The sequence below is a fragment of the Haloarcula pellucida genome, assembly GCF_014647235.1.
Lineage (GTDB): Archaea > Halobacteriota > Halobacteria > Halobacteriales > Haloarculaceae > Haloarcula > Haloarcula pellucida.
Map to the genome: position 1 here is coordinate 325857 of NZ_BMOU01000005.1, position 19388 is coordinate 345244.

At 67.7% G+C, this 19388-nt stretch carries 22 protein-coding genes; 9 read left to right on the plus strand and 13 right to left on the minus strand.

What is annotated here, in order from left to right:
* Positions 1-47 precede the first annotated feature (47 nt).
* Positions 48-1403 (plus strand): type I glutamate--ammonia ligase, encoded by a 1356-nt coding sequence (gene glnA / locus IEY28_RS16330; protein WP_189000235.1) that lies wholly within the window; start codon positions 48-50, stop codon positions 1401-1403.
* 13 nt (positions 1404-1416) lie between these two features.
* Here the strand turns inward: glnA and IEY28_RS16335 are convergent, their stop codons facing one another.
* The 3 genes from IEY28_RS16335 to IEY28_RS16345 form a co-directional block, all read right to left on the minus strand.
* On the minus strand, positions 1417-2307 hold the full coding sequence (locus IEY28_RS16335) for a phosphatase PAP2 family protein (RefSeq protein WP_189000252.1): 891 nt from the start codon (positions 2305-2307) through the stop codon (positions 1417-1419).
* Complete coding sequence (locus IEY28_RS16340; protein ID WP_189000255.1) at positions 2304-3548, minus strand: YihY/virulence factor BrkB family protein; 1245 nt, start codon at positions 3546-3548, stop codon at positions 2304-2306. Before IEY28_RS16340 ends, IEY28_RS16335 begins: the two co-directional genes overlap by 4 nt.
* 66 nt (positions 3549-3614) lie before the next feature.
* Positions 3615-5051: an MATE family efflux transporter gene (locus IEY28_RS16345; protein WP_189000258.1), complete on the minus strand. Its 1437-nt coding sequence runs from the start codon at positions 5049-5051 to the stop codon at positions 3615-3617.
* 89 nt (positions 5052-5140) lie between these two features.
* On the opposite strand from IEY28_RS16345, the gene IEY28_RS16350 reads away from it, so the two are divergent.
* A complete protein-coding gene (locus tag IEY28_RS16350) occupies positions 5141-5560 on the plus strand; it encodes a hypothetical protein (protein WP_189000261.1) in 420 nt (139 codons plus the stop codon).
* 5 nt (positions 5561-5565) lie between these two features.
* Here IEY28_RS16350 and IEY28_RS16355 read toward each other — a convergent pair whose 3' ends face one another.
* Both IEY28_RS16355 and IEY28_RS16360 read right to left on the minus strand, forming a co-directional pair.
* Positions 5566-6669 carry a tRNA (guanine(26)-N(2))-dimethyltransferase gene (locus IEY28_RS16355; protein WP_189000263.1) on the minus strand — a complete coding sequence of 368 codons (1104 nt, stop codon included), beginning with the start codon at positions 6667-6669 and terminating at the stop codon, positions 5566-5568.
* 44 nt (positions 6670-6713) lie between these two features.
* A complete protein-coding gene (locus IEY28_RS16360; protein ID WP_189000266.1) occupies positions 6714-8399 on the minus strand; it encodes a histidine kinase N-terminal 7TM domain-containing protein in 1686 nt (561 codons plus the stop codon).
* 95 nt (positions 8400-8494) lie between these two features.
* On the opposite strand from IEY28_RS16360, the gene IEY28_RS16365 reads away from it, so the two are divergent.
* Positions 8495-8842, plus strand: a complete 348-nt coding sequence (locus IEY28_RS16365; RefSeq protein ID WP_189000269.1) for a hypothetical protein — start codon at positions 8495-8497, stop codon at positions 8840-8842.
* 313 nt (positions 8843-9155) lie between these two features.
* Positions 9156-9452, plus strand: coding sequence for a hypothetical protein (locus IEY28_RS16370; protein ID WP_189000272.1), 297 nt, complete (start codon positions 9156-9158; stop codon positions 9450-9452).
* Between the two features lie 31 nt (positions 9453-9483).
* Here IEY28_RS16370 and hisH read toward each other — a convergent pair whose 3' ends face one another.
* The 5 genes from hisH to IEY28_RS16395 all read right to left on the minus strand — a co-directional run bounded on the left by hisH (position 9484) and on the right by IEY28_RS16395 (position 12666).
* Complete coding sequence (gene hisH / locus IEY28_RS16375; protein ID WP_189000274.1) at positions 9484-10185, minus strand: imidazole glycerol phosphate synthase subunit HisH; 702 nt, start codon at positions 10183-10185, stop codon at positions 9484-9486.
* A gap of 271 nt (positions 10186-10456) precedes the next feature.
* Positions 10457-11044, minus strand: coding sequence for a uracil-DNA glycosylase (locus tag IEY28_RS16380; RefSeq protein ID WP_189000279.1), 588 nt, complete (start codon positions 11042-11044; stop codon positions 10457-10459).
* Between the two features lie 44 nt (positions 11045-11088).
* A complete protein-coding gene (locus IEY28_RS16385; RefSeq protein ID WP_189000282.1) occupies positions 11089-11640 on the minus strand; it encodes an endonuclease dU in 552 nt (183 codons plus the stop codon).
* The gene (locus IEY28_RS16390) at positions 11637-11828 is read right to left on the minus strand and encodes a DUF5786 family protein (protein ID WP_166967614.1); all 192 of its coding nucleotides are present in this window, start codon (positions 11826-11828) and stop codon (positions 11637-11639) included. The genes IEY28_RS16385 and IEY28_RS16390 overlap by 4 nt, the downstream gene beginning before the upstream one ends.
* 118 nt (positions 11829-11946) lie before the next feature.
* Positions 11947-12666: a ThuA domain-containing protein gene (locus IEY28_RS16395; RefSeq protein WP_189000285.1), complete on the minus strand. Its 720-nt coding sequence runs from the start codon at positions 12664-12666 to the stop codon at positions 11947-11949.
* 110 nt (positions 12667-12776) lie between these two features.
* Between IEY28_RS16395 and IEY28_RS16400 the strand changes: the two genes are divergently transcribed.
* A complete protein-coding gene (locus IEY28_RS16400; protein ID WP_189000288.1) occupies positions 12777-13388 on the plus strand; it encodes an MBL fold metallo-hydrolase in 612 nt (203 codons plus the stop codon).
* Between the two features lie 58 nt (positions 13389-13446).
* Here the strand turns inward: IEY28_RS16400 and IEY28_RS16405 are convergent, their stop codons facing one another.
* Positions 13447-13596 carry a 50S ribosomal protein L40e gene (locus tag IEY28_RS16405; RefSeq protein ID WP_166967608.1) on the minus strand — a complete coding sequence of 50 codons (150 nt, stop codon included), beginning with the start codon at positions 13594-13596 and terminating at the stop codon, positions 13447-13449.
* A gap of 81 nt (positions 13597-13677) precedes the next feature.
* Here IEY28_RS16405 and IEY28_RS16410 point away from each other — a divergent pair, with 81 nt between their 5' ends.
* Positions 13678-14745, plus strand: a complete 1068-nt coding sequence (locus IEY28_RS16410; protein WP_189000291.1) for an enolase-like domain-containing protein — start codon at positions 13678-13680, stop codon at positions 14743-14745.
* Positions 14746-14893: 148 nt separating this feature from the next.
* Here IEY28_RS16410 and IEY28_RS16415 read toward each other — a convergent pair whose 3' ends face one another.
* Entirely contained in the window at positions 14894-15409 is a 516-nt protein-coding gene (locus IEY28_RS16415; RefSeq protein WP_166967604.1) for a DUF367 family protein, read from the minus strand.
* 89 nt (positions 15410-15498) lie between these two features.
* On the opposite strand from IEY28_RS16415, the gene IEY28_RS16420 reads away from it, so the two are divergent.
* From IEY28_RS16420 to IEY28_RS16430, 3 genes are all read left to right on the plus strand, one after another.
* Positions 15499-16893 carry a redoxin domain-containing protein gene (locus tag IEY28_RS16420; protein WP_189000294.1) on the plus strand — a complete coding sequence of 465 codons (1395 nt, stop codon included), beginning with the start codon at positions 15499-15501 and terminating at the stop codon, positions 16891-16893.
* Positions 16886-17233: a nuclear transport factor 2 family protein gene (locus IEY28_RS16425; protein ID WP_189000297.1), complete on the plus strand. Its 348-nt coding sequence runs from the start codon at positions 16886-16888 to the stop codon at positions 17231-17233. The genes IEY28_RS16420 and IEY28_RS16425 overlap by 8 nt, the downstream gene beginning before the upstream one ends.
* Before the next feature lie 207 nt (positions 17234-17440).
* The gene (locus tag IEY28_RS16430) at positions 17441-17917 is read left to right on the plus strand and encodes an NUDIX hydrolase (RefSeq protein WP_189000300.1); all 477 of its coding nucleotides are present in this window, start codon (positions 17441-17443) and stop codon (positions 17915-17917) included.
* Between the two features lie 3 nt (positions 17918-17920).
* Here IEY28_RS16430 and serS read toward each other — a convergent pair whose 3' ends face one another.
* Positions 17921-19303, minus strand: coding sequence for a serine--tRNA ligase (gene serS, locus IEY28_RS16435; protein ID WP_189000304.1), 1383 nt, complete (start codon positions 19301-19303; stop codon positions 17921-17923).
* Between the last annotated feature and the right edge of the window lie 85 nt (positions 19304-19388).

Below are 19388 nucleotides of genomic sequence, written 5' to 3' on the forward strand. Positions count from 1 at the left end.
AACGGCAGTATTTTAGTGGTAGCAATGTTCCTACCCGGTGTCCAAAGATGACAAGCGAACTCTCACCGGAAGCACAGGAGGTACTCGACGAGATCGAAGAAGAGAACGTCGACTTCCTGCGACTGCAGTTTACAGACATCCTCGGCACCGTCAAGAACGTCTCCATCACGGCCGATCAGGCCGAGAAGGCCTTCACCGAGGGCATCTACTTCGACGGGTCGTCCATCGACGGCTTCGTCCGCATTCAGGAGTCCGACATGCGACTCGACCCGGACCCGACGACGTTCGCGGTCCTGCCGTGGCGCGAGAGCGTCGAGGGCGGCTCCAGCGCTCGCCTCATCTGTGACGTCATCAACACGTCGACCGGCGAGCCGTTCTCGGGCGACCCGCGCGGGGTCCTGAAAGACGCCATCCAGCGCGCCAACGACCTCGGCTACGAAGTCAACGCCGCCCCCGAGCCGGAGTTCTTCCTCTTCGAGGAGGACGAGGACGGGCGCGCGACGACGAAGACCAACGACGCCGGTGGCTACTTCGACCTCGCGCCGAAGGACCTCGCCTCCGACGTCCGCCGTGACATCATCTACGGCCTCGAGGAGATGGGCTTCAACATCGAAGCGTCCCACCACGAGGTCGCACAGGGCCAGCACGAGATCAACTTCACGTACGACGACGCCCTGACCACGGCCGACAACGTCGCCACCTTCCGATCCGTCGTTCGCGCCATCGCGGCCGAACACGACCTGCACGCGACGTTCATGCCAAAGCCCATCCCGCGCATCAACGGCTCCGGGATGCACACCCACATCTCGCTGTTCACCGAGGACGGCGAGAACGCGTTCCACGACGAGGACGACGAGTTCAACCTCAGCGAGGAGGCCAAGCAGTTCACCGCCGGCATCTTAGAGCACGCCCCCGCGCTCGCCGCGGTCACGAACCCGACCGTGAACTCCTACAAGCGACTCGTCCCCGGCTACGAGGCACCCGTCTACGTCGCGTGGTCCGACCGCAACCGCTCGGCGCTCATCCGCAAGCCGGCCGCCCGCACGCCGGCCGCCTCGCGTATCGAGGCTCGCTTCCCCGACCCGTCGTGTAACCCGTACCTCGCCCTCGCCGCGCTCATCCACGCGGGTCTCGACGGCATCGAGAAGGAGCTCGAGTGCGACGACCCGGTCCGCGAGAACATCTACGAGTTCGACGAGCAGAAGCGCGAGGAGTACGGCATCACCACGCTGCCGGAGAACCTCGGCGAGGCCGTCGACGCCCTCGAAGCGGACGAAGTCGTACAGGACGCACTGGGCGAACACGTCTTCGAGAACTTCGTCGAAGCCAAGCGCCAGGAGCACAAGGAGTACCTCGTCGACGTCTCCCAGTGGGAACTCGACCAGTACCTCGAGAAGTTCTAAGCGGGATCCGTCTTCACGTTTTTTTCGCGACGCGCTCGCCGACGAGCGGCAGCGCCAGCGACAGCGCCATCCCGGTACCTGCCAAGAGCGCGACCAGCGGCGGGACGGACTCGGCGGCGGCGATGCCGACCGCGAGCACCGCTATCGAGAGTGCGCCAAGCACGACCGTCACCACCGCACCCCGCCGGGTCGGTTCGGGGACGCTCGGCAGGAACGGCCACGCGAGCGCGCCGCCCGCCGCGAGCCCCAGTCCGGCGGCCATGTCGCGGGTCAGTCCGCCGGCCGCGACGCCGACGAGCGCCAGCGCCGCGGCGAACGCGAACACTCGGTCTGGCCGTCGCAGGTACGTCAGGACCACCCAGAGCGCCGTCCCCGCGATGGCCACGCCGGCCAGAACGTCGACCAGATAGTGGACGCCGATTACGAGTCGGGACAGAGAGACGAGCACGACGGCGACCCCGGCCACGGCGTAGCGGGCGCGGCGGGTGCCGGCTCGGAGCGTCGCGGCGAACCCGCCCCACACCAGCACGGCCGTCGTCGCGTGGCCGCTCGGGAAGCCGTAGCCGTCGCCGGTGGCCATCGACTCGTAGACGCCTCTGAGGACGGCTGGAACGAGGTGAGCGTTCGACGCCGTCCCCGCACCCGGCGGTCGTGGGAGGACGAACACCGCTTTCAGTCCGACGGCGAGCGCGACGGCACAGGAAAGCAGACCGAGGAGTCGCGCCGCTCGGTCGCGTGTCAAGCCCCGACCGAGCCATGGCGTCTGCGTGCCGACCCAGTAGGCGAGCAGACAGGCCGACGCGGCGAACCAGAAGTCGCCGAGTTGCGTGACCAGCGCGAAGCCCACGACGGCCACATCCGGAAGCTCCGAGAGGAGGTCCGTGACGCCGACGGTTCGGCTCATCTACGCCAGTCGCGGACCTTGTCGATGGCGATGCCGGGGAGCCCGGTCACGCGGAAGGTGACGCCGACGAGCAACATGACGACGTACAGACCGAGCGTCGAGAGCCAGATGACGAGCATCGCCAGTACGGCCCAGAGCCCCTGATCTTGCAGGTAGTAGAACGCCCCGAGGGTCATAATCGTGCCATAGAGGAGGACGACGTAGGGACCCCAGCCACGGGCGTGTCCCCGGCGCATCCGCCGACGGACGTACTGCTTCAGGTCGTCTTTGACGTCGTCCTGGTGGAGCGTGCGGTCCTCGATGTCGTCGCGGAACGACTCGAACTCCTCGCGTAACTGTTCGAGTTCCTCGTCGGTCAGGTCGTCGCCGGCACCGGTAGCGTCCGGCGGTGGCGTCTCGCCCGACGGCCTGTCGGCGTCCTCGCTCATCGCTTTGCTGGACCGTCGAAGCGGTTCCTGTTGTAGTTGCCGGTCCATATCGCCCAGGAGGACCTTGTTGAACGCCGCCCCGACGAGCAGAATCTGGCCGGCGAAGTAAAACCACGTCACCAGCAAGAGCGCGCCGCCGATGACGCCGTACAACTGGAAGCTCCCGGCCTGCGAGGCGTAGATGCTGAAGGCGGTCCCGAACACCGTCCAGGCGACGGCGGCGAGCAACGCCCCGGGCAGGGCCTCGCGGAGCGAGAGGTCCGCGTCCGGAAAGAGGTAGTACAGCGGCAGGAAGGCGACGGTGAGGACGGGGATCAGCGCCAGTCCGCCGAGAGCGACGGTGACGCCGAAGAACGCGCCGAGCGACCCGACGACGAACAGACCCGCGAGCGCCAGTCCGATACCCGCCAGTGCCGACGCGGCGTCGACCACCGTGCCGACGAAGGAGTCGTCCCCCGACGTACCGTAGATTTGCGAGAACGCGAGGTCGAGTCCGCGAAACACCTTCAGCGCGCCCCAGACGGTCACGGCCAACCCGAACACCGTCGCACCGCCCCGTCCGACGGCGCTCGTCAGGGCGTCTTCGAGGAGGTCGGCGGCGGCGGGCGACAGCGCCGACCCGACGGCGCCGACGACGCTCTCGGCGAACGCCTCGCCGCCGACTATCGACCCGACGACCAGCGAGAGCAACAGGAGCGGGAAGACGGAGACGAACATGTAGTAGGCGATGCTGGCCGCCAGAAACGAGATCTGGTCCTCGCGAACCGTCTGGACGAGTTCGCTGACGACGGCGACGGCGCGTTTGCGGTCCACGTCGGTGTCTCGGGCGGCCGATACAAATATGTCGGCGCTACGCCACGGCGTCGCCGGTGAGGCTCGCTAGTCGTCCAGCGCGGCGTCGGGCCGATAGGCCCGACTGACCACCCGCCACGTCCCGGAGTCGAACCGGTAGTAGGTGATAGCGGCGGGGACGGCCGTCTCCACGAGCAGGGAGGCGTACAGCGCGAACAGGCCGATTCGCGGGACGAGCACACCCACGTAGGCGACTGGGAGCGCAAAGAGGTACATCCCGGCGAGTTGGGAGTACAGCGGCCACCGGGTGTCGCCGCTGGCCCGGAGCGGTCCCGTCGCGCCGCCGTCGACGCCGCGGAAGACGACGCTGGCGCAGGCGACGGCGACGAACACCGTCACCAGTCCGATCACGGCCGGGTCGTCGACGAACAGACGGCTAATCTGGCGGGAGAAGGGCGTGAGCGCGGCGGCGACGAGGACGTAGACGCCGATGCCGAGACGGAGGACGGTCCGCGCCCACTCGGTCGCCTCGCGCTCGTCGTCCTCGCCCAGCGCCTGCCCGACGAGGCTACTGGAGGCCAAACTCAGCCCCCAGTTCGGCGTGTCGAGCAGCATTCGGACCCGCAGAGCGACGACGTACGCCGAGACGACGGTCGGGCCGAACAGGCCGACGATGAACAGGCGCGGAAACTGCGCGCCCGTCCGGGCGAGGTTCGTTCCGACGAGCGGCGTCCCCATCGACGCGAGGTCACGGGCCAGCGACGCATCGAGGAACGGTCGCGAGAGCGGAATCTGTACGGGGAACTCGACGCCGGGCAGACCGCCGCGGGCGAGGCCGACGGCGAAGGCGGCGGTGACGAGGACGTTCGCGACGACGGTGCCGACGGCGGCCCCGACCACGCCCATCCCCAACCCGAAGATGAGCGTGGCGTTGAACACGACGTTGACGACGGCGCCACCCCCGCGAACGAGCATGGGCGCGTAGGCGTCGTCGGCCCCGACGAGGGTGCGACTGCCGACGAGGTTCAGCGCGGCGAACGGGACGCCGATGGAGACGACTTTGAGATAGCGTTCGCCGTAGCCGACGGCGGCGTCTCCGGAGCCGACGAGTTCGACCAGAAACCCGGGGTAGAGCCAGTACGCCGCCGTCACCGGGAGCGTGATGGCGAGGACGACGGCGGCGCTCGTCGTCACCGTCAACCCCAGTTCCTCGCGGGCGTCGGCGCCGAACCGTTGGGACACCATCCCGATGGTCCCGCCAGCGACGCCGCCGCCGAGCGCGAACGCCAGCCCCCAGAACGGCGAGGCGAACCCGACACCGGCGATGGCCGTCGGCCCGATAGCCAGCCCCACCATCGCCACGTCCGCCGTCGACTTCGACATCCGGGCGAGTCCCGTGACGATGCGGGGCCACGAGAGGTCCGTCGCCCGTGCGATTCGCTCGCGTTCGGCGAGGCCGGCGCGAGCGAGGAGGCCGCCGACGAACAGCAGGAGGGCACGGACGGGGTTGTAGCGGGACGACACGAACACCACCTTGTCGGTCGACCCTCAAATGGGTTAAGACCCGACCCGGCCACACAGGGTTTATACTCGGGCCGAGCGAGCACCGAGACATGGAGACGGAGATGGCCATCCGGTCGGCGACGATGCAGGTGACGATACTGTTGCTCGTCGCGGCCGGCCTGTTGCTCGCACTCGGCGTCGCCGGCGTACCGGCGTCGCTCCCGCTGGTCGTCCTGTTGCTCGCGCTGGCCGGCGGCTTGTATCTCACCCGTCCCGACGAGGGCGGGGTCGGCTTCGTCGTCGGCATCGACGTCGACAGCCTGCTGGACTCGCTGTGGCTGGCGCCGGCTATCGCGGCCGCCCCGCTCGTCCTCGAACTGGGCGCGACGCCCGAAGAGGTACAGGCGCTCGGCGGGTTGCTCGGGTTGGCCGGGATGGCGAACTACTTCCTTCGACCGGTGTACCTGCTGGCCTACGGCCTCGTCCGATCGCTGACGGGCGATAGCGGCCGGCAGGTCAACGGGCGATAACCCGGCTACTCCGCCGTCGCGTCCCGAATCTCCGTCACGTCGGCGTCCGTCTTGAACGTCGTCCCGCCGTAGTGCGAGCGGGAGGCGTCGTAGCCCGCGTCTCGGAGTTTCTCGATGAAGGTGTCCATCGCCTCGGCACCGCGACCCCACCGCTTGCAGAGGCGGTGCTGGTCGTAGTGGGTCGGCGTGTCGAGTTCGGCTCCGAGCGTCGCCAGCAGTTCCGCGGCCTTCTCGGCCGTTCCCATGTCCTCGGTGAGGTGGTCGCTGACCGACGCCGCGAAGTCGGGGTCGCAGGTCCGACCTAACCAGATGGGGCCGGCGGTCTGAAGGTGTTCGTCACAGACCGGGCAGGCGTCGGGCGCGTCGGCGATGAGGCCGTAGTCGTGGTCGCGCCACAGGCAGTGCTGGCAGTGGTGGACGTAGCCCAGTTCGTCGATGCAGTCGTTGGCGACCCGCGCGCCGTGTTCGAAGTCGAGGTACGTGCGAGCGTAGTGTTTCGTGGCGTGGCTGAGAATCGGCCGGGCCGCGATGTCGTAGCGGGCGGCGGTCCGCACCATCGCCGAGAGCAGGACGCGCATCCCCATCTCGGCGTGGAACTCGGTGTTTCGCGGGACGGCACCGTAACTCCGGACGCCGCTCTCGAAGTGAGCGCCACACAGCGGCGCGGTGTCGGTGGCCGTGACACAGAGCAGGTGTTTCGTCCCCTGCACGGCGGCGTCGGCGAATGGAATCGGCGTCCCGAACGGGTCGACGTCGACCACGTCGAACGCCTCCGAGTGCATGAGGACGTTGGCGTTCTGGTGGCGAACCTCGGCCGCGAGGTCGTTGCGAGCGAGGTTGTCCTCACAGAGCGCGACGGCGTCGTCGTCGACGTCACACAGCGTCGTCTCCCACCCGTCGGCGGCCGCTCGCACCCCGCGGATGCCGCTGGCGGCGGTGGCGTCCAGATAGCGCTCGACGCGGTCGTCGCGCTCCCGGTAGGCCCGCAGCGCCGCCACGGTGAGGTCACGGTTCAGTTCCTGTACGGGGTTGAAGAACACGTCCGCTCCCTTGCCGGCATCCGGTTGTTCGGGAACCGAGACGGTGACCTGCCCCTCGCTGACGCGCATACCCGTCTCTCCGTGCGGGCGCCGTTAAGTCGTTCGAAGGTGGGTCAGGCCGCGGCGGGATCGCTGACGACGGCGCGTTCGCGCGGGAGTCGGACCGTCGCCGTCGTCCCGTCGCTCGTGTCGAAGGCGAGGTCGCCTTCGAGCGTCTGGACCGCCCAGTGAACCAGCCACAGACCGATGCCGCTTCCGTGGTCCAAATCCGTCTCCCGCCCCCGTTCGATCACCGACAGTTCGTGTTCGGGAACGCCGGGGCCGTTGTCGGCGACGGTGAGGACCACGTCGTCACCCTCGATGCGAGTACTCACTTCGACGGTCGCCTCGGGGACGTGCTGCAGCGCGTTCTCGACGAGGTTGGTGACGACGACGCCAAGTAACACTGGCTGGGTCCGGAGCGTGAGGCCGTCGGGTACCTCGACGTCGACGGTCCCCCCGTACTCCTCGGCGAGCGGTCTCACGGTGTCCTCGATGCGTTCACGGAGGGCGACCGGTTCGATATCCTCGGCGTCGACGCCGGCCGTCGAGAGCGTGCGGGCCTTATCGCCGGATTCGACGAGGCGGTCGACGGCCCGTTCGATGGTCGCGGCGTGGTCGGCCGGTTCGCCCTCCAGTTCCGCCGCCAGCAACTCGGCGCGGGCCTGAATGACGACGCTCTCGTTGCGGACGTTGTGGCGGAGAAAGCGGTTCAGCACCGCCAGTCTGCGCTCGCGCTGTATCTCGTCGGTGATGTCCTGAAAGACGGCGGTGTACCCCAGATGGGTGTCGCCCGCGTCGCGTAACTCCGTCTGCTGGACCTTGTAGACGTCCCGCCGGCCGCCGTTCTCGACGGCGAACCGGTCGTAGGCCTCGCCGACGGTAAACGTATCACCGACGAGCAGTCCGTCCAGCGGGTCGGTCAGCGCCGACCGCTTCTCGACGCCCAGCATCGACTCGGCGGCCGGATTGAGGTTGACGATGCGGCCGTCGACGTCGACGATGGCCACCGGCGTCGCGATGTCGTCGATGGCCGCCCGCTCGCCCGCCCGACGAGTCGCCGGGTGGAACTCGAACATACCGCTCCGAATGAAGGCATACGAGTCCAACGCGATGTGTGGGAGGAACGCGAGCGTCGTCAGGTTCGCCGTCGGGCCGATGCCCAGCGCCCACACCAGCACCGCGAGGCCGGGCGGGACCGGACTCAGTCCGACGGCGATGGCCTCGCGACGGTACAGCGGGCCGTAGCTGATGACGGTGTCGAACACCAGCACCGTCCCGAACACGACGAACAGCATGGCGACGAAGACGACGACGTACCCCAACGGCTGGAAGGTGTACTGGACGAGCGAGGCCCCATCGACCGCCAGCGGACGAAAGTCGTCCCACAGGAGCGTATGGAACGGATTCGTCAGCGCCAGTAGGGAGCCAGCGGCCGGGACGGCGGCCAAACCGGTGAACAGCCGACTCTCGAGAATCGTCGTCCGGCCGGTGTACCCCAGCGCGAACGCGAGGAAGAAGAACCCGATCCACACCAGACACACCCACGTCACCGCCTCCAGTCCCCGGCGGACGAGCGGCGTCGAGGCGAGGACGGCGACGCCGTAGGTGCCACACCAGACCGTGATGGTCGCGATGGTCGCGACGAACCACTTCGCACCCGGCTTGTCCCAGTGGTCGCGGAGTTGAGCCAGCAGATACAGCGACCCCACCCCCGACGCGAACGATCCCAGTGCGAGCCAAGGGACAGCGCCGACCATGACACATCGTGGGTTCGCTCCCTGTTTATGGTTCCGGGGCCCTCGCGGACCGAGGGAGACGACGCTGTTTTGTCACACCTCTGCCTAGCCAGCGTGTGACCGCCGTCGACGACTGGGTTGCGCTGCTGGAATCCGAGGGGACACTCTCCCCGGAGGCAGTGACAGCTATCGTCGACGCCCACGGCGACCGCGGACAGCGCGCCATCGAGGCCGTCGGCGAGAGTCGCGTCAAAGGCTATCGCGATTTCACCGTCGTCGTCGGCTACGAGGACGAGTACATCGTCGAGAACGGCGGCTGTCCGTGTGCCGACGCCGAGTACAACCTCGACAGCGAGGACCCCGACGACCTGTGCTGGCACGCCATCGCCGTCCGCATCGCCGAGGCCATCGACGCCGTCGACGACCACGACATGTGGTACTCGGACGTGCGGGACTTCCTATAGTACCTTTTTCCGGCTCGGGTGTCCTCGGCCGCCTCCGGCGGCCTGTGGGCACCACTCGCCGCAAAAATCTACGCTAAAAAGGCCGGAATCGCCGGCGGCGATTCCGGTGTCCTGCGTGAACAGCGTGAACGCAGGGCTCGTCAGAGCTTGCTCTGACGGTGAAACCGCACCGCCGGCGCGGTATGCTCGCCACTGACGAACGGCATCCCGGATACCGACAGCAGGCGTGTAGACCGAGGGAGCGTCGGCCACGGGGACGGTACGGTCCGGTACTTGACGACACTACTTTATTCGCACCTCGTGTGTTGGAAATATGCCCGGACTGCCACTCCTGTTCGGTCCGATGCCGAGCGAGTCGGATTTCCTCGTCACCGGACTGCTGACGATCGTGCCGGCAGTGACGCTAGCGTTGTTCGTCCGTGTGAGCGCGACCGAGAACGACGTTCCCCATTCGCTCGCCTGGCCGGTCGCAACGCTGTTTGCCGGCCTCAGCGACGCGCTCGCGTTCGGGAGTTGGGTCGTCCTCTTTCTCTATCTGACCGTCAGTGAGCGGGACTCCGAGCGGGAAGGGCCGATCAGTCGGTGGCTGATCCACCGAGGGCGAAACTGAGTCGGCCGTCCACTCCCGCTCGACCGTGTGGTTACCGCTGGTCGACGCAGTAGTCGACGTAGTTCCGCAGGATACGCAGACCCGTCTCGCCCGACTTCTCGGGGTGGAACTGGGTGCCGAAGACGTTGCCGGCCTCGTTGGCGACGACGGAGGCGAAGTCGACGCCGTAGTCGGTGGTGGCGACGACGCTCTCCTCGTCGTCGGGGACGGCGTAGTACGAGTGGACGAAGTAGGCGTACTGGCCGTCGACGGAACCACGGGTTCCGTCTGCCCGTGGGGTCGAAGACCCCACGCTGTCGACGCCCTCGACGAGGGGGTGGTCGCGCTGGACGTGCAGTTCGTTCCAGCCCATGTGGGGCACCGTCTGGTCGCGCGAAAAGCGGACGTTCTTCCCGGGGACGAGGTCCAGTCCCTCGGCGTCGCCCTGACCGGCGTGGTCGGCCTCCTCGCTGGTGGTCAGGAGCATCTGCATCCCGAGACAGATGCCGAACAGGGGTTTGCCGGCCTCGGCCTGTTCGACGAGTGCGTCGCGGAACGGCCCGGCGTTGTCCATGCCCTCGGAGAAGGCCCCGACGCCGGGGAGGACGATGCCGTCGGCGGCGTCGAAGTCGGCCGGGTCCTCCGAGAGCGTGACGCTCGCGCCGGCGCGTTCGAGGCCGCGCGTGACGCTCCGGAGGTTCCCCAGTCCGTAGTCGACGACGACCACCTCGGCGGCGGTCTGTCTGGTGTTCATGTGCGCGAGTAGGCCGAGGCGGGCTAAGTGCGTTCCCCTTCGGTCAGGTTTCGCGAGCGGTATGTGGTGGCCAGGCGCGCGCTCCGTCGCGCGCCGGCGGGGAAGGGCAGGCCCGAAGTGTGAGCATCCCGCGCCGGCGGCACGGTTTCACGGGACCGAGCGAAGCGAGGTCCCGCCTTTTTCCCCAGGTTTTTGCAAGGAGTGGTGCCCGCAGCGCGCTCGGAAAGCGCTCGGAGAGCGCGCGAGGACACCCGACGCAGCAAAAAGTGGTCTAGTAGTCCCCCAGCCGTCGCTGGCCGCTCTCGCCGTCCGTGAAGTCGGCCGCCTTCGCCAGCGTCGACGCGAACGTCTCCTTCTGACCCGGGTCGTACAGCGTCGCCGCCGGGTGGACACAGACCATCACGCGCCGCGGTTCGCCCTCGACGGTCACGTCGACCACGTCGCCGGCCTCGCCGGTGACCGCCACGTCCCGGCCCAGCAGGTGTTCGGCGGGCACCTTCCCGAGCGTGATTACGAGTTCCGGGTCGACGCGGTCGATTTCGGCCTCCAGATACTCGCGGCAGTTGGCGAGTTCCCCCTTCCTCGGGTCGCGGTTGTCCGGCGGGCGACAGCGCACGCAGTTCGTGATGCGGACGTCGCCGCGGTCGAGTCCCACCTCGCGCAGGCCGTCGTCCAGCACGTCGCCGCTGCGGCCGACGAACGGTTCGCCCTGTTCGTCCTCGTTGGCGCCCGGCGCCTCGCCGACGAACAGGAGGTCCGCGTCGGCCGGGCCGACGCCGTTGACGATTCGGGACCGCGACGCACAGAGTTCCTCGCAGCGCTCGCAGGCGACCACGTCCAACCCGTCCATCTGCTCCATACTCGTCGTTCGGCCCGGGTCGTATCAAGACCGGCGGTTGTCGGTCACTCGGCGTCGACAAGCCCACGGGCGGCCAGTCTGGCGACACGCAGTGGTTCGGGCCGGCCGCCCTCCGGGGTGAACCCGCGGACGACGTCGGCGGCCGCGTCGTCGTCGATACCGACCGCGCGGACGTACACCGTCTCGCCGTTGACCGTGACCGGGCGGCGGTCTGGCTGGGCGCGGTACGTGTCGAGGCGGGCCGCGACGGCGTCGGGGTCGTCGAACGCCTCGCGGATGGCCCTCTCCAGTCCCGGCGAGGACTCGAACGTGACCGAGATGGTCGGCAGGTCGGTCCGGCCCTGAATCGCGTGCAAATCGAGGACGTTGAACCACGCCGGCGCGATGCCGGCGACCAAGAGATAGCGGACGTCCTCACGGTCCAGTCGGTCGACCATCGCACAAATAGTCTCGGTCGCGTCGCGCCCGCCGACGGTGCAGGTGTCGAAGACGAACCCGTCGACGACGCGGCTGGCGCGGACGACGGTGCCCGCGAGGTGGCTGGTCGACTCGCGATACGATTCGGCGACGCCGAGCGCACGGACGCCGGCTTTCACGTGTTCGTGTTCTCGTCCTCCTTGATGTCTTTCAGCCGGTCGAGTAGTTCGTCGTTCGACGCGGTAAATTCGTATTCGACGGCGCCCTCGTGGGCGTTCTCCTCGGCGTCAAGCCCATCCTCGTCGTCGAACTCTGTGTCGTACTCCTGATTGTCTTGTTCCGACTCGTCGTAGCTCCCGAACCCCATGGTACGTGTACAACTATGTAGTTCACCGTGAAAAATCACTCGCCGTTTCGAACGGGGAATCGTGTATCTCACGCATGGGCGCGAGAGAGGGAAATATCGACCAGAAGCGGCGGACGGGCTACAGCGACTCGCGCGGGTCGACGTTGCGGTTGCCGGCGTGGGCGTCGGCCCCCTCGTTCGGCGTGGCCCACCGGACGGCGTTGTCCAACACCTGCTGGACGTCCTCGCGGTGGTAGATGGGATACGTCTCGTGGCCCGGCCGGAAGTAGAAGATGTTCCCGCGGCCCCGCCGGTAGCAACACCCGCTCCGGAACACCTCGCCGCCCTCGAACCACGAGGTGAACACGAGCCTGTCGGGTTCCGGGACGCCGAACGGCTCGCCGTACATCTCGGCCTCCTCGATGACCAGCGAGTCGTCGAGGCCGTCGGTGATGGGGTGTCCGGGGTCGACGACCCAGCAGCGTTCGCGCTCGCCGACCTCGCGCCACGTCAGGTCACAGGGCGTCCCCAGCAGTCGCTTGAACGGCTTAGAGGCGTGTGCCGAGTGGAGGACGAGCAGACCCATCCCGTCGTAGACGCGTTCGGCGACCCGCTCGACGACGTCGTCGTCGACCTCGTCGTGGGCGACGTGGCCCCACCACACCAACACGTCCGTCTCGTCGAGTACCGACTCGGTGAGGCCGTGCTCCGGGTCGTCGAGCGTCGCCGTGCGGGTGTCGTGACCCCGTTGGTCGAGCGCCTCGGCGATGGTCGCGTGGATGCCGTCGGGGTACACCTCGGCGGCGTCCCCGCCTTCGCGTTCGTGGACGAACTCGTTCCAGACCGTGACGGATGCCATGTGGTGACCCTCCGCCTCTCGACGTATAGCTTCGGCGACTGGCACGGCCCGACGGCGACGCCACCGCGCCGCCACAAACACTCAAGCGACTCCCGCCACACGGCACGGACATGGAGGTCCACAACGTCACCGCCGACGCCGAGACGTTCACCTGTAACGCCTACCTCGCCATCGGCGAGCGCACCACACTCGTCGACGCGGGCGCGATGGAGGGCGTGGTCGACGCGATTCGAGACCACACCGACTCGCTGGACGCCGTCGTCCTGACCCACCAGCACGGCGACCACGTCGAGCGACTGGACGCGGTGCTCGACGCGTTCGACGCGCCGCTGTACGCCTACGGCGACCACGCGCGCCGGGACAACGCACTCGTCGACGGCGACGAACTGCTCGTCGGCGACGAGGCCTGCGACGTGGTGTACACGCCCGGCCACGCCGACGACCACGTCTCGCTGGTCTCGGCGAACTCGCTGTTCTCGGGCGACGTGGTGGTCCACGACGACGGCGCGTTCGACGACGGGTCGTTCGGCCGCACGGACTACCCCGGCCAGTCCCGCGAGCGACTCATCGAGAGCATCCGAGAACTGTTAGACCGGATGCCCGACGGCGTCGAGCACATGTACTCGGGTCACGGGAGCGTCTTCCACGGTGACGTGCGTGAAGTGGTCGAACGGGCCTTAGATCGGGCCGAGCGCCGCGAGCCGAAGTACCCCGACGAGTGAGAGTCGGTAGAGAGCGCCGTCGCTGGTCGACTCGCGGCGAGTGAGAAGTGAGACTGTCTCAGGCGCTGCGCGTCTCCTTCGCCTTCGGGCGAAGGTTCCCGTAGCCGCACTTCCGGCACTGCTGTGCGCGCTGGGGGTTCCGGGCGTTACAGCGCATGCAAATCTGTTTGTTCAGGATTCGATCTGATGCTTCCTCGAAGCTAGCCATGCGAGTCGGTTGCCAGCGTGGCCGTTTAAGCTTTGAGTTTCCGACCGGCGCGGTTTTCAGGCGGGCGGCCCTCCTGCCTCCATGTACGACCGAGTCGCGGACCTCCCGCTACACGTCGAGGACTGTGCGTTCGAGTTGCGCGAGCGAGCCACCTCCAGCGGCTTCGATAGAGCGACGACCACCGTCGTACTCTCCGGCGGCGGCGAGACCGGCCGGGGCGAGGACGTCACCTACACGAACGAGGCCCACTACGCGCTGGCCGACCACGCGGTCGACCTGTCGGGCGAGTACACGCTCGATTCGTTCTCGGCGGTACTCGACGACGCCGACCTCTGGCCGGAGCCCCCGGACGAAGAGCGGTTCTACCACTACCGCCGGTGGGCGTTCGAGAGCGCCGCGCTCGATTTGGCGCTGAAGCAGGCCGACACCAGCCTCGGGGCCGCGCTCGGCCGCGAGTACGACCCCGTCTCGTTCGTCGTCTCGACGCGCCTCGCCGAGTCCGAGGACGACGACCCGCCGACGACCGACCGACTGGACGCACTGCTCGACGTCCACGACGAGTTGGCGTTCAAACTCGACCCGACGCCGGACTGGAGCGACGACCTGTTGACCGCACTCGCAGCGTACGACGTCCGCGTCCTCGACCTGAAAGGGTTGTACGAGACGGAGGGCGTCGAAGTGACCGTCGACGCCGACTTCTACCGCCGCGTGGTCGACGCCCTGCCCGACGCACTAATCGAGGACCCGAACCTGACCGACGAGACGCGGCCAGTGTTCGACGGGCGAGAGGACCGGGTGACGTGGGACGTGCCCATCACCGGCGTCGAGAGCGTCGAGGCGCTGCCGTTCGAACCCGAGTGGCTCAACATGAAACCGTCGCGGTGTGGCACCGTCGAGTCGGTGCTGGAGACGGTCGCACACTGTGAGACGCGGGGCATTCGACTCTACGGCGGCGGTCAGTTCGAACTGGGCGTCGGCCGCGAACACATCCAGGCGCTGGCGTCGCTGTGCTACGCCGACGCGCCCAACGACGTGGCACCGGGCGGGTATAACGACCCGGACCCGTCGCCGGACGTGCCGGCCAGTCCACTCGCCCCGCCGTCGGACCCGTCGGGTATCGGCGTCGGGTTCGGCGACCCTGATAAATGATGGGGAATCTACAAGACCGTCGGCGTGGTAGCCCATCGCATGCGCTGTCCGAACTGCCGCGAACGAATCGACGACGTCATCGAGGCAGAGACCCGCAAAGCGTGCCCGCACTGCGACGCGTCGCTTCGTGACCCGGTAATCAGTTGACTCACTCCTCGGCCAGATAGTCGTCCTGCACGGCGACGACGGCCGAGGAGTCCGCACAGTCGGCGTAGCGGGCGAGGGGTTCCTCGTTGAGTTCGAGGAAGGTGTGGCCCCACGAGAACTTCGAGAGAATCTCCTCGGCGTGGTCGCGTTCGCCGAGGATACACAGCGCCCCGGCGAAGGCCTCGACGGTGTTCAACTGGAACGCCGTCCCGTAGTTGACGGGGTTGCCGGCGACGAGGAACGGAAGGGAGCGGTGGACGCCCTGTAAGTCGAACGCCTCGCGTTCGGCCGTCTCCCACGAGCAGTCGAGTGCCACCAGTCTGCTGTGGCGGGCGCCGTCGCCGGCCGTCGGTGCGTCCGCCGGCGAGAGGGCTTGCTCGGCGAAGGGGTTGAGGACGATACCCGGTGGTGTCGAGCGGGTCGCCCGGTGCAGTTCGGCGAGGTCGAAGCGTGCGAGTTTCCGGGCGCTACACTTATCAGGGTCGTCGTCACCCTCGTAGCGAACGTGCAGTTCCACACCGTCAGTTCCACCTCAGCGGGCAAAAGCGGCTCGTTCGCCGGGTCGATGTCAACCACCCTTAAGTATCGGTAGGTATAGATGCAACTGTGATTGGGGAGGGGACGGTAGCGCCGACGTTCGAGTTACCGGCGCTCGTCGACGGTGAGCGCCGACGGGTCGCCTTAGAGGAGTACCTGGGCGACGACGTCGTCATCCTCGCGTTCTACCCGGCCGACTTCAATCAGGCCTGTGACGAGACGTCGTGTGACCTCGACGAACTCGACCTCTTTACGATGCAAAAGGACGTCACCATCCTCGGCATCAGTCCCGACTCGGTGTACAGCCACCGGGCGTTCGCCGACCACTACGACCTCAAGGTACCGTTGCTGGCCGACACCGCCGGCGACGTCGCAGCGCAGTACGATCTGACGATGGTCGACGACATCGGTCAGCGACTGGTCGAACGGGCCGTCGCCGTCGTCGACCACGACGGCGTCGTCCGGTACGCGTGGCACACCGACGACCCGACGGCACTCCCTCGGGTCGAGGAACTCAAAGACGCCATCGCCGACACCGGCGGCGACGACACCGCCTTCGCCCGCTACCGCATCGGCTACGCCCACTACACCGAGGGACGGCGGGCGTTCACCGCGGCGATGCACGAGTTCGGCGACTCCGAGTGGATGCTGGCCCAGTCGGACTTCCAGCGCGCCCGCGAGGCGTTCGAGGAGGCCGAGTCCCAGTTCGACACCGCGGTTCGGTTCGTCGACGACGAGTCGCTGGAACCCATCTACGACGGGGCCCGGACGAAAGCCAGTTCGCTGTGGCAGGCCGCCGACTGGCTGACACAGGCCGCGAGCGCCTACTCCAGCGGGAGCGGTGCCGAGGGACAGCAACTCCGCGACGACGCCGAGCGACCGCTCGAAACCGCCCGCGGGTACGAGGAACCGCCGGACCCGGACGGCGAGTGGCCGCCGGCAGTCGACGACGTAGAGAAGGCCGAGGCGGAGCTATCGACCATCCTCCCGACCGCTCCGGAGACGGCGGACGTGGCACTCGACGTGGACATCGACGACGAGGTGGCCGAGACGAGCGACGCCGCGGACGAGAGCACAACCGTCACCGACGACCCGGGACCGACGACGGGCGACTCCGAGACAGCGGCGTCTGATACGTCTGAAACGGCGGCGTCTGCGGACAGCGAGGGCGACGGCGAAATCGACGACGACGAACTGGCCGAGATACAGGCCGAACTAGCGGCGAGTACCCCCGAGTCCGAACCATCGACGGAGGCGGGGGCCGAAGAGCCAGCGACGATGGTCGAGACACTGCCGGGGGCCGCCGAGGACGACGGCCCCGATAGTGACGACGAGGCGACCGACGACACCGACGAGAGCGACGGTGCGGCGACCGTCGACGACGAGACGGCCGTCGACGGTGAACTGGACCTGACCGACCCCGCGTCCGACGAGCGCGAGGGCGACGGAGGCGCCGATGACTGACGGCGACGAGACGCCGGCCGACCCCGCTCGCGCCTACTACCGGGCGCTGGACGAGGGCGACTACGACCTGCTGAGCCGACTGCTCGCGCCGGAGTTCGTCCACGACCGGCCGGACCGGACCATCGAAGGCCGCGAGCGGTTCGTCCAGTTCATGCGCGAGGAGCGACCCCAGACGGACACCAGCCACCCGATCGACGGAGTCTTCCGACAGGCGGACGGCAGCGGCGTCGCGGTGCGCGGGCGGTTGCTCGACGCCGACCGCGACCCGATCGCCCGCTTCGTCGACGTGTTCCAGTTCGCCGAGGGACACATCGAGCGAATCGAGACGTACACGAAGTGAAGCGCCGGTTTCACCGACAGGGAGAACGTGTCACGGCGGCCGAGTCAGTACCGACGGACCGGTATCGGGTCAGCAACGGTAACGCATAATACGGGGCTAGACGGGGTACGGCCGTCATACTATTCCATCGCGGCGCCGAGTCCTGCCGTCGCCCGGTGAGCATTAGGAAGCGTTTATTTATACGTTCCAGACGGGTCTGAGTAGTGCATGGCGAGACGGCCGAGTCCCCATAGCGAACCGGCGTCCGAGCGCCGCCACGGGTCATTCCGCCTCAGAGACGGTGCGAAAGGGCTGGTGACGTCGGCATCGAAGGTGCTGCTGGTCAGAGAGCGCCACGCCGACGGGACGCCGTTCTGGACGCTCCCCGGCGGCGGCGTCCATCGACACGAGGACGCGGCCGAGGGACTCCGGCGCGAACTCGGCGAGGAACTCAACTGCCGGGCCCGAGTCGGCAGACCGGTGACAGAGTTCTGGTACGCCCACGACAGCCTCGACGACACCGTCTCGGTGTACACGGTGTTTGACTGCTCGGTCCTCTCGGAACCGGACGCCGACCAGCGAGAAGGCATCTTCGAGTGTCGGTGGGTCGACCCCGACGCGCTCCCGGCGTCGACGCTTCCGCAAGTGCGACACGTCTGTCAGCAGGTGGCCGACCTGTCGGCTTCGACCGCGGGTGACGACTGACCGTTACTCTTTCTCGCCGGCGCCGACGGCGCTCTCGCCGACCGGTTCGGAGCCCTCGATGACCTCCTGACCGCCCATGTACGGCCGAAGCGGCTCTGGCACGGTCACGGTGCCGTCCTCGTTCTGGTAGTACTCGAGGATGGCGACCATCACGCGAGGTACCGCGAGGCCGGACCCGTTGAGCGTGTGGAGGTACTCCGCGGACTCGTGGCGCTCGGGTCGATAGCGCAGTCCGGCGCGCCGGGCCTGAAAGTCCTCGAAGTTCGAGACGGAGGAGACTTCCAGCCAGCGGCCGCCGATATCGGGGCCGTCCGCCATGTCGTCGCCGGGCGACCAGACCTCGATGTCGTACTTCTTGGCCTGCGTAAAGCCCATGTCGCCGGTGCACATGTCCAGCACGCGGTAGGGCAGTTCGAGGCGGTCGAGCACCTCTGCGGCCTCCTCCAGCAGCGATTCGAGGCGGTCGTAGCTGTCTTCCGGGCGAACGAAGTTGACGAGTTCGACCTTGTGAAACTGGTGGACGCGGACGTACCCGCGTGTCTCGGTGCCGTGTTCGCCGGCCTCGCGCCGGAAGTTCGGCGAGAACGCCTGATGTTTCACCGGCAGGTCGTCGTCCAGCAGGATCTCGTCGCGGTACATGTTGGTGACGGGGACTTCGGCCGTCGGCAGGAGCCACAGGTCGTCCTCGTCGTAGTCGTCGTCCTGTCGCGCGCCGACCCGATAGGCGTCGTCGTCGAACTTCGGCAACTGGCCGGTCCCCTCCATCGACGCGGAGTTGACGGGAATCGGCGGGAGGATGTCGGAGTATCCCTGTTCGCGGTGGACATCCAGCATGAACTGGATGAGCGCGTGCTCTAAGCGTGCGCCTTCGCCCTTGACGAACTGGTAGCCGCCGCCGGTGACCTTCGCACCCCGCTCGAAGTCAAGAATATCCAGTTCCTCGCCGAGGTCGTAGTGCGGGATGACCGCCTCGGGGAGATCACGCAGGTCGTCGAACCCCTCGCGGTAGGCCTCGACGTTGTCTGCCTCGCCCTCGCCGGTCGGCACGGACTCGTGGGGGACGTTCGGCAGTTCCAGCAGCGCCGCCTCCAGTTGGGACTCCAGTTCGTCGGCGCGGTCCTCGACCGCCTGCAGTTCGTCTTTGAGTTCCTGCGAGCGGTCGATGGCCTCCTGGGCCTGCTCCTCCTCGCCCGCCTGCTTGTACTCCCCTATCTTGCTCGAAATCTCGTTGCGCTCCTGTCGCAGGCCGTCGCCTTTCGCCTTCAGTTCGCGCCACTCCTCGTCGATAGCCAGCACCTCGTCGAGGTCGACGCCCGTGACGCCTTTGCGTTCGATGGCGTCACGGACCGTCTCGGGGTTCTCCCGGACGAACTGTCTCGATAACATGGCCGACGGTTCTCGACGGGCGAAATTAGGCGTGTCGGTCCTAGCATTCACGGCAGGCCGGACCCGGAGAGGGGAAGTGAACAGC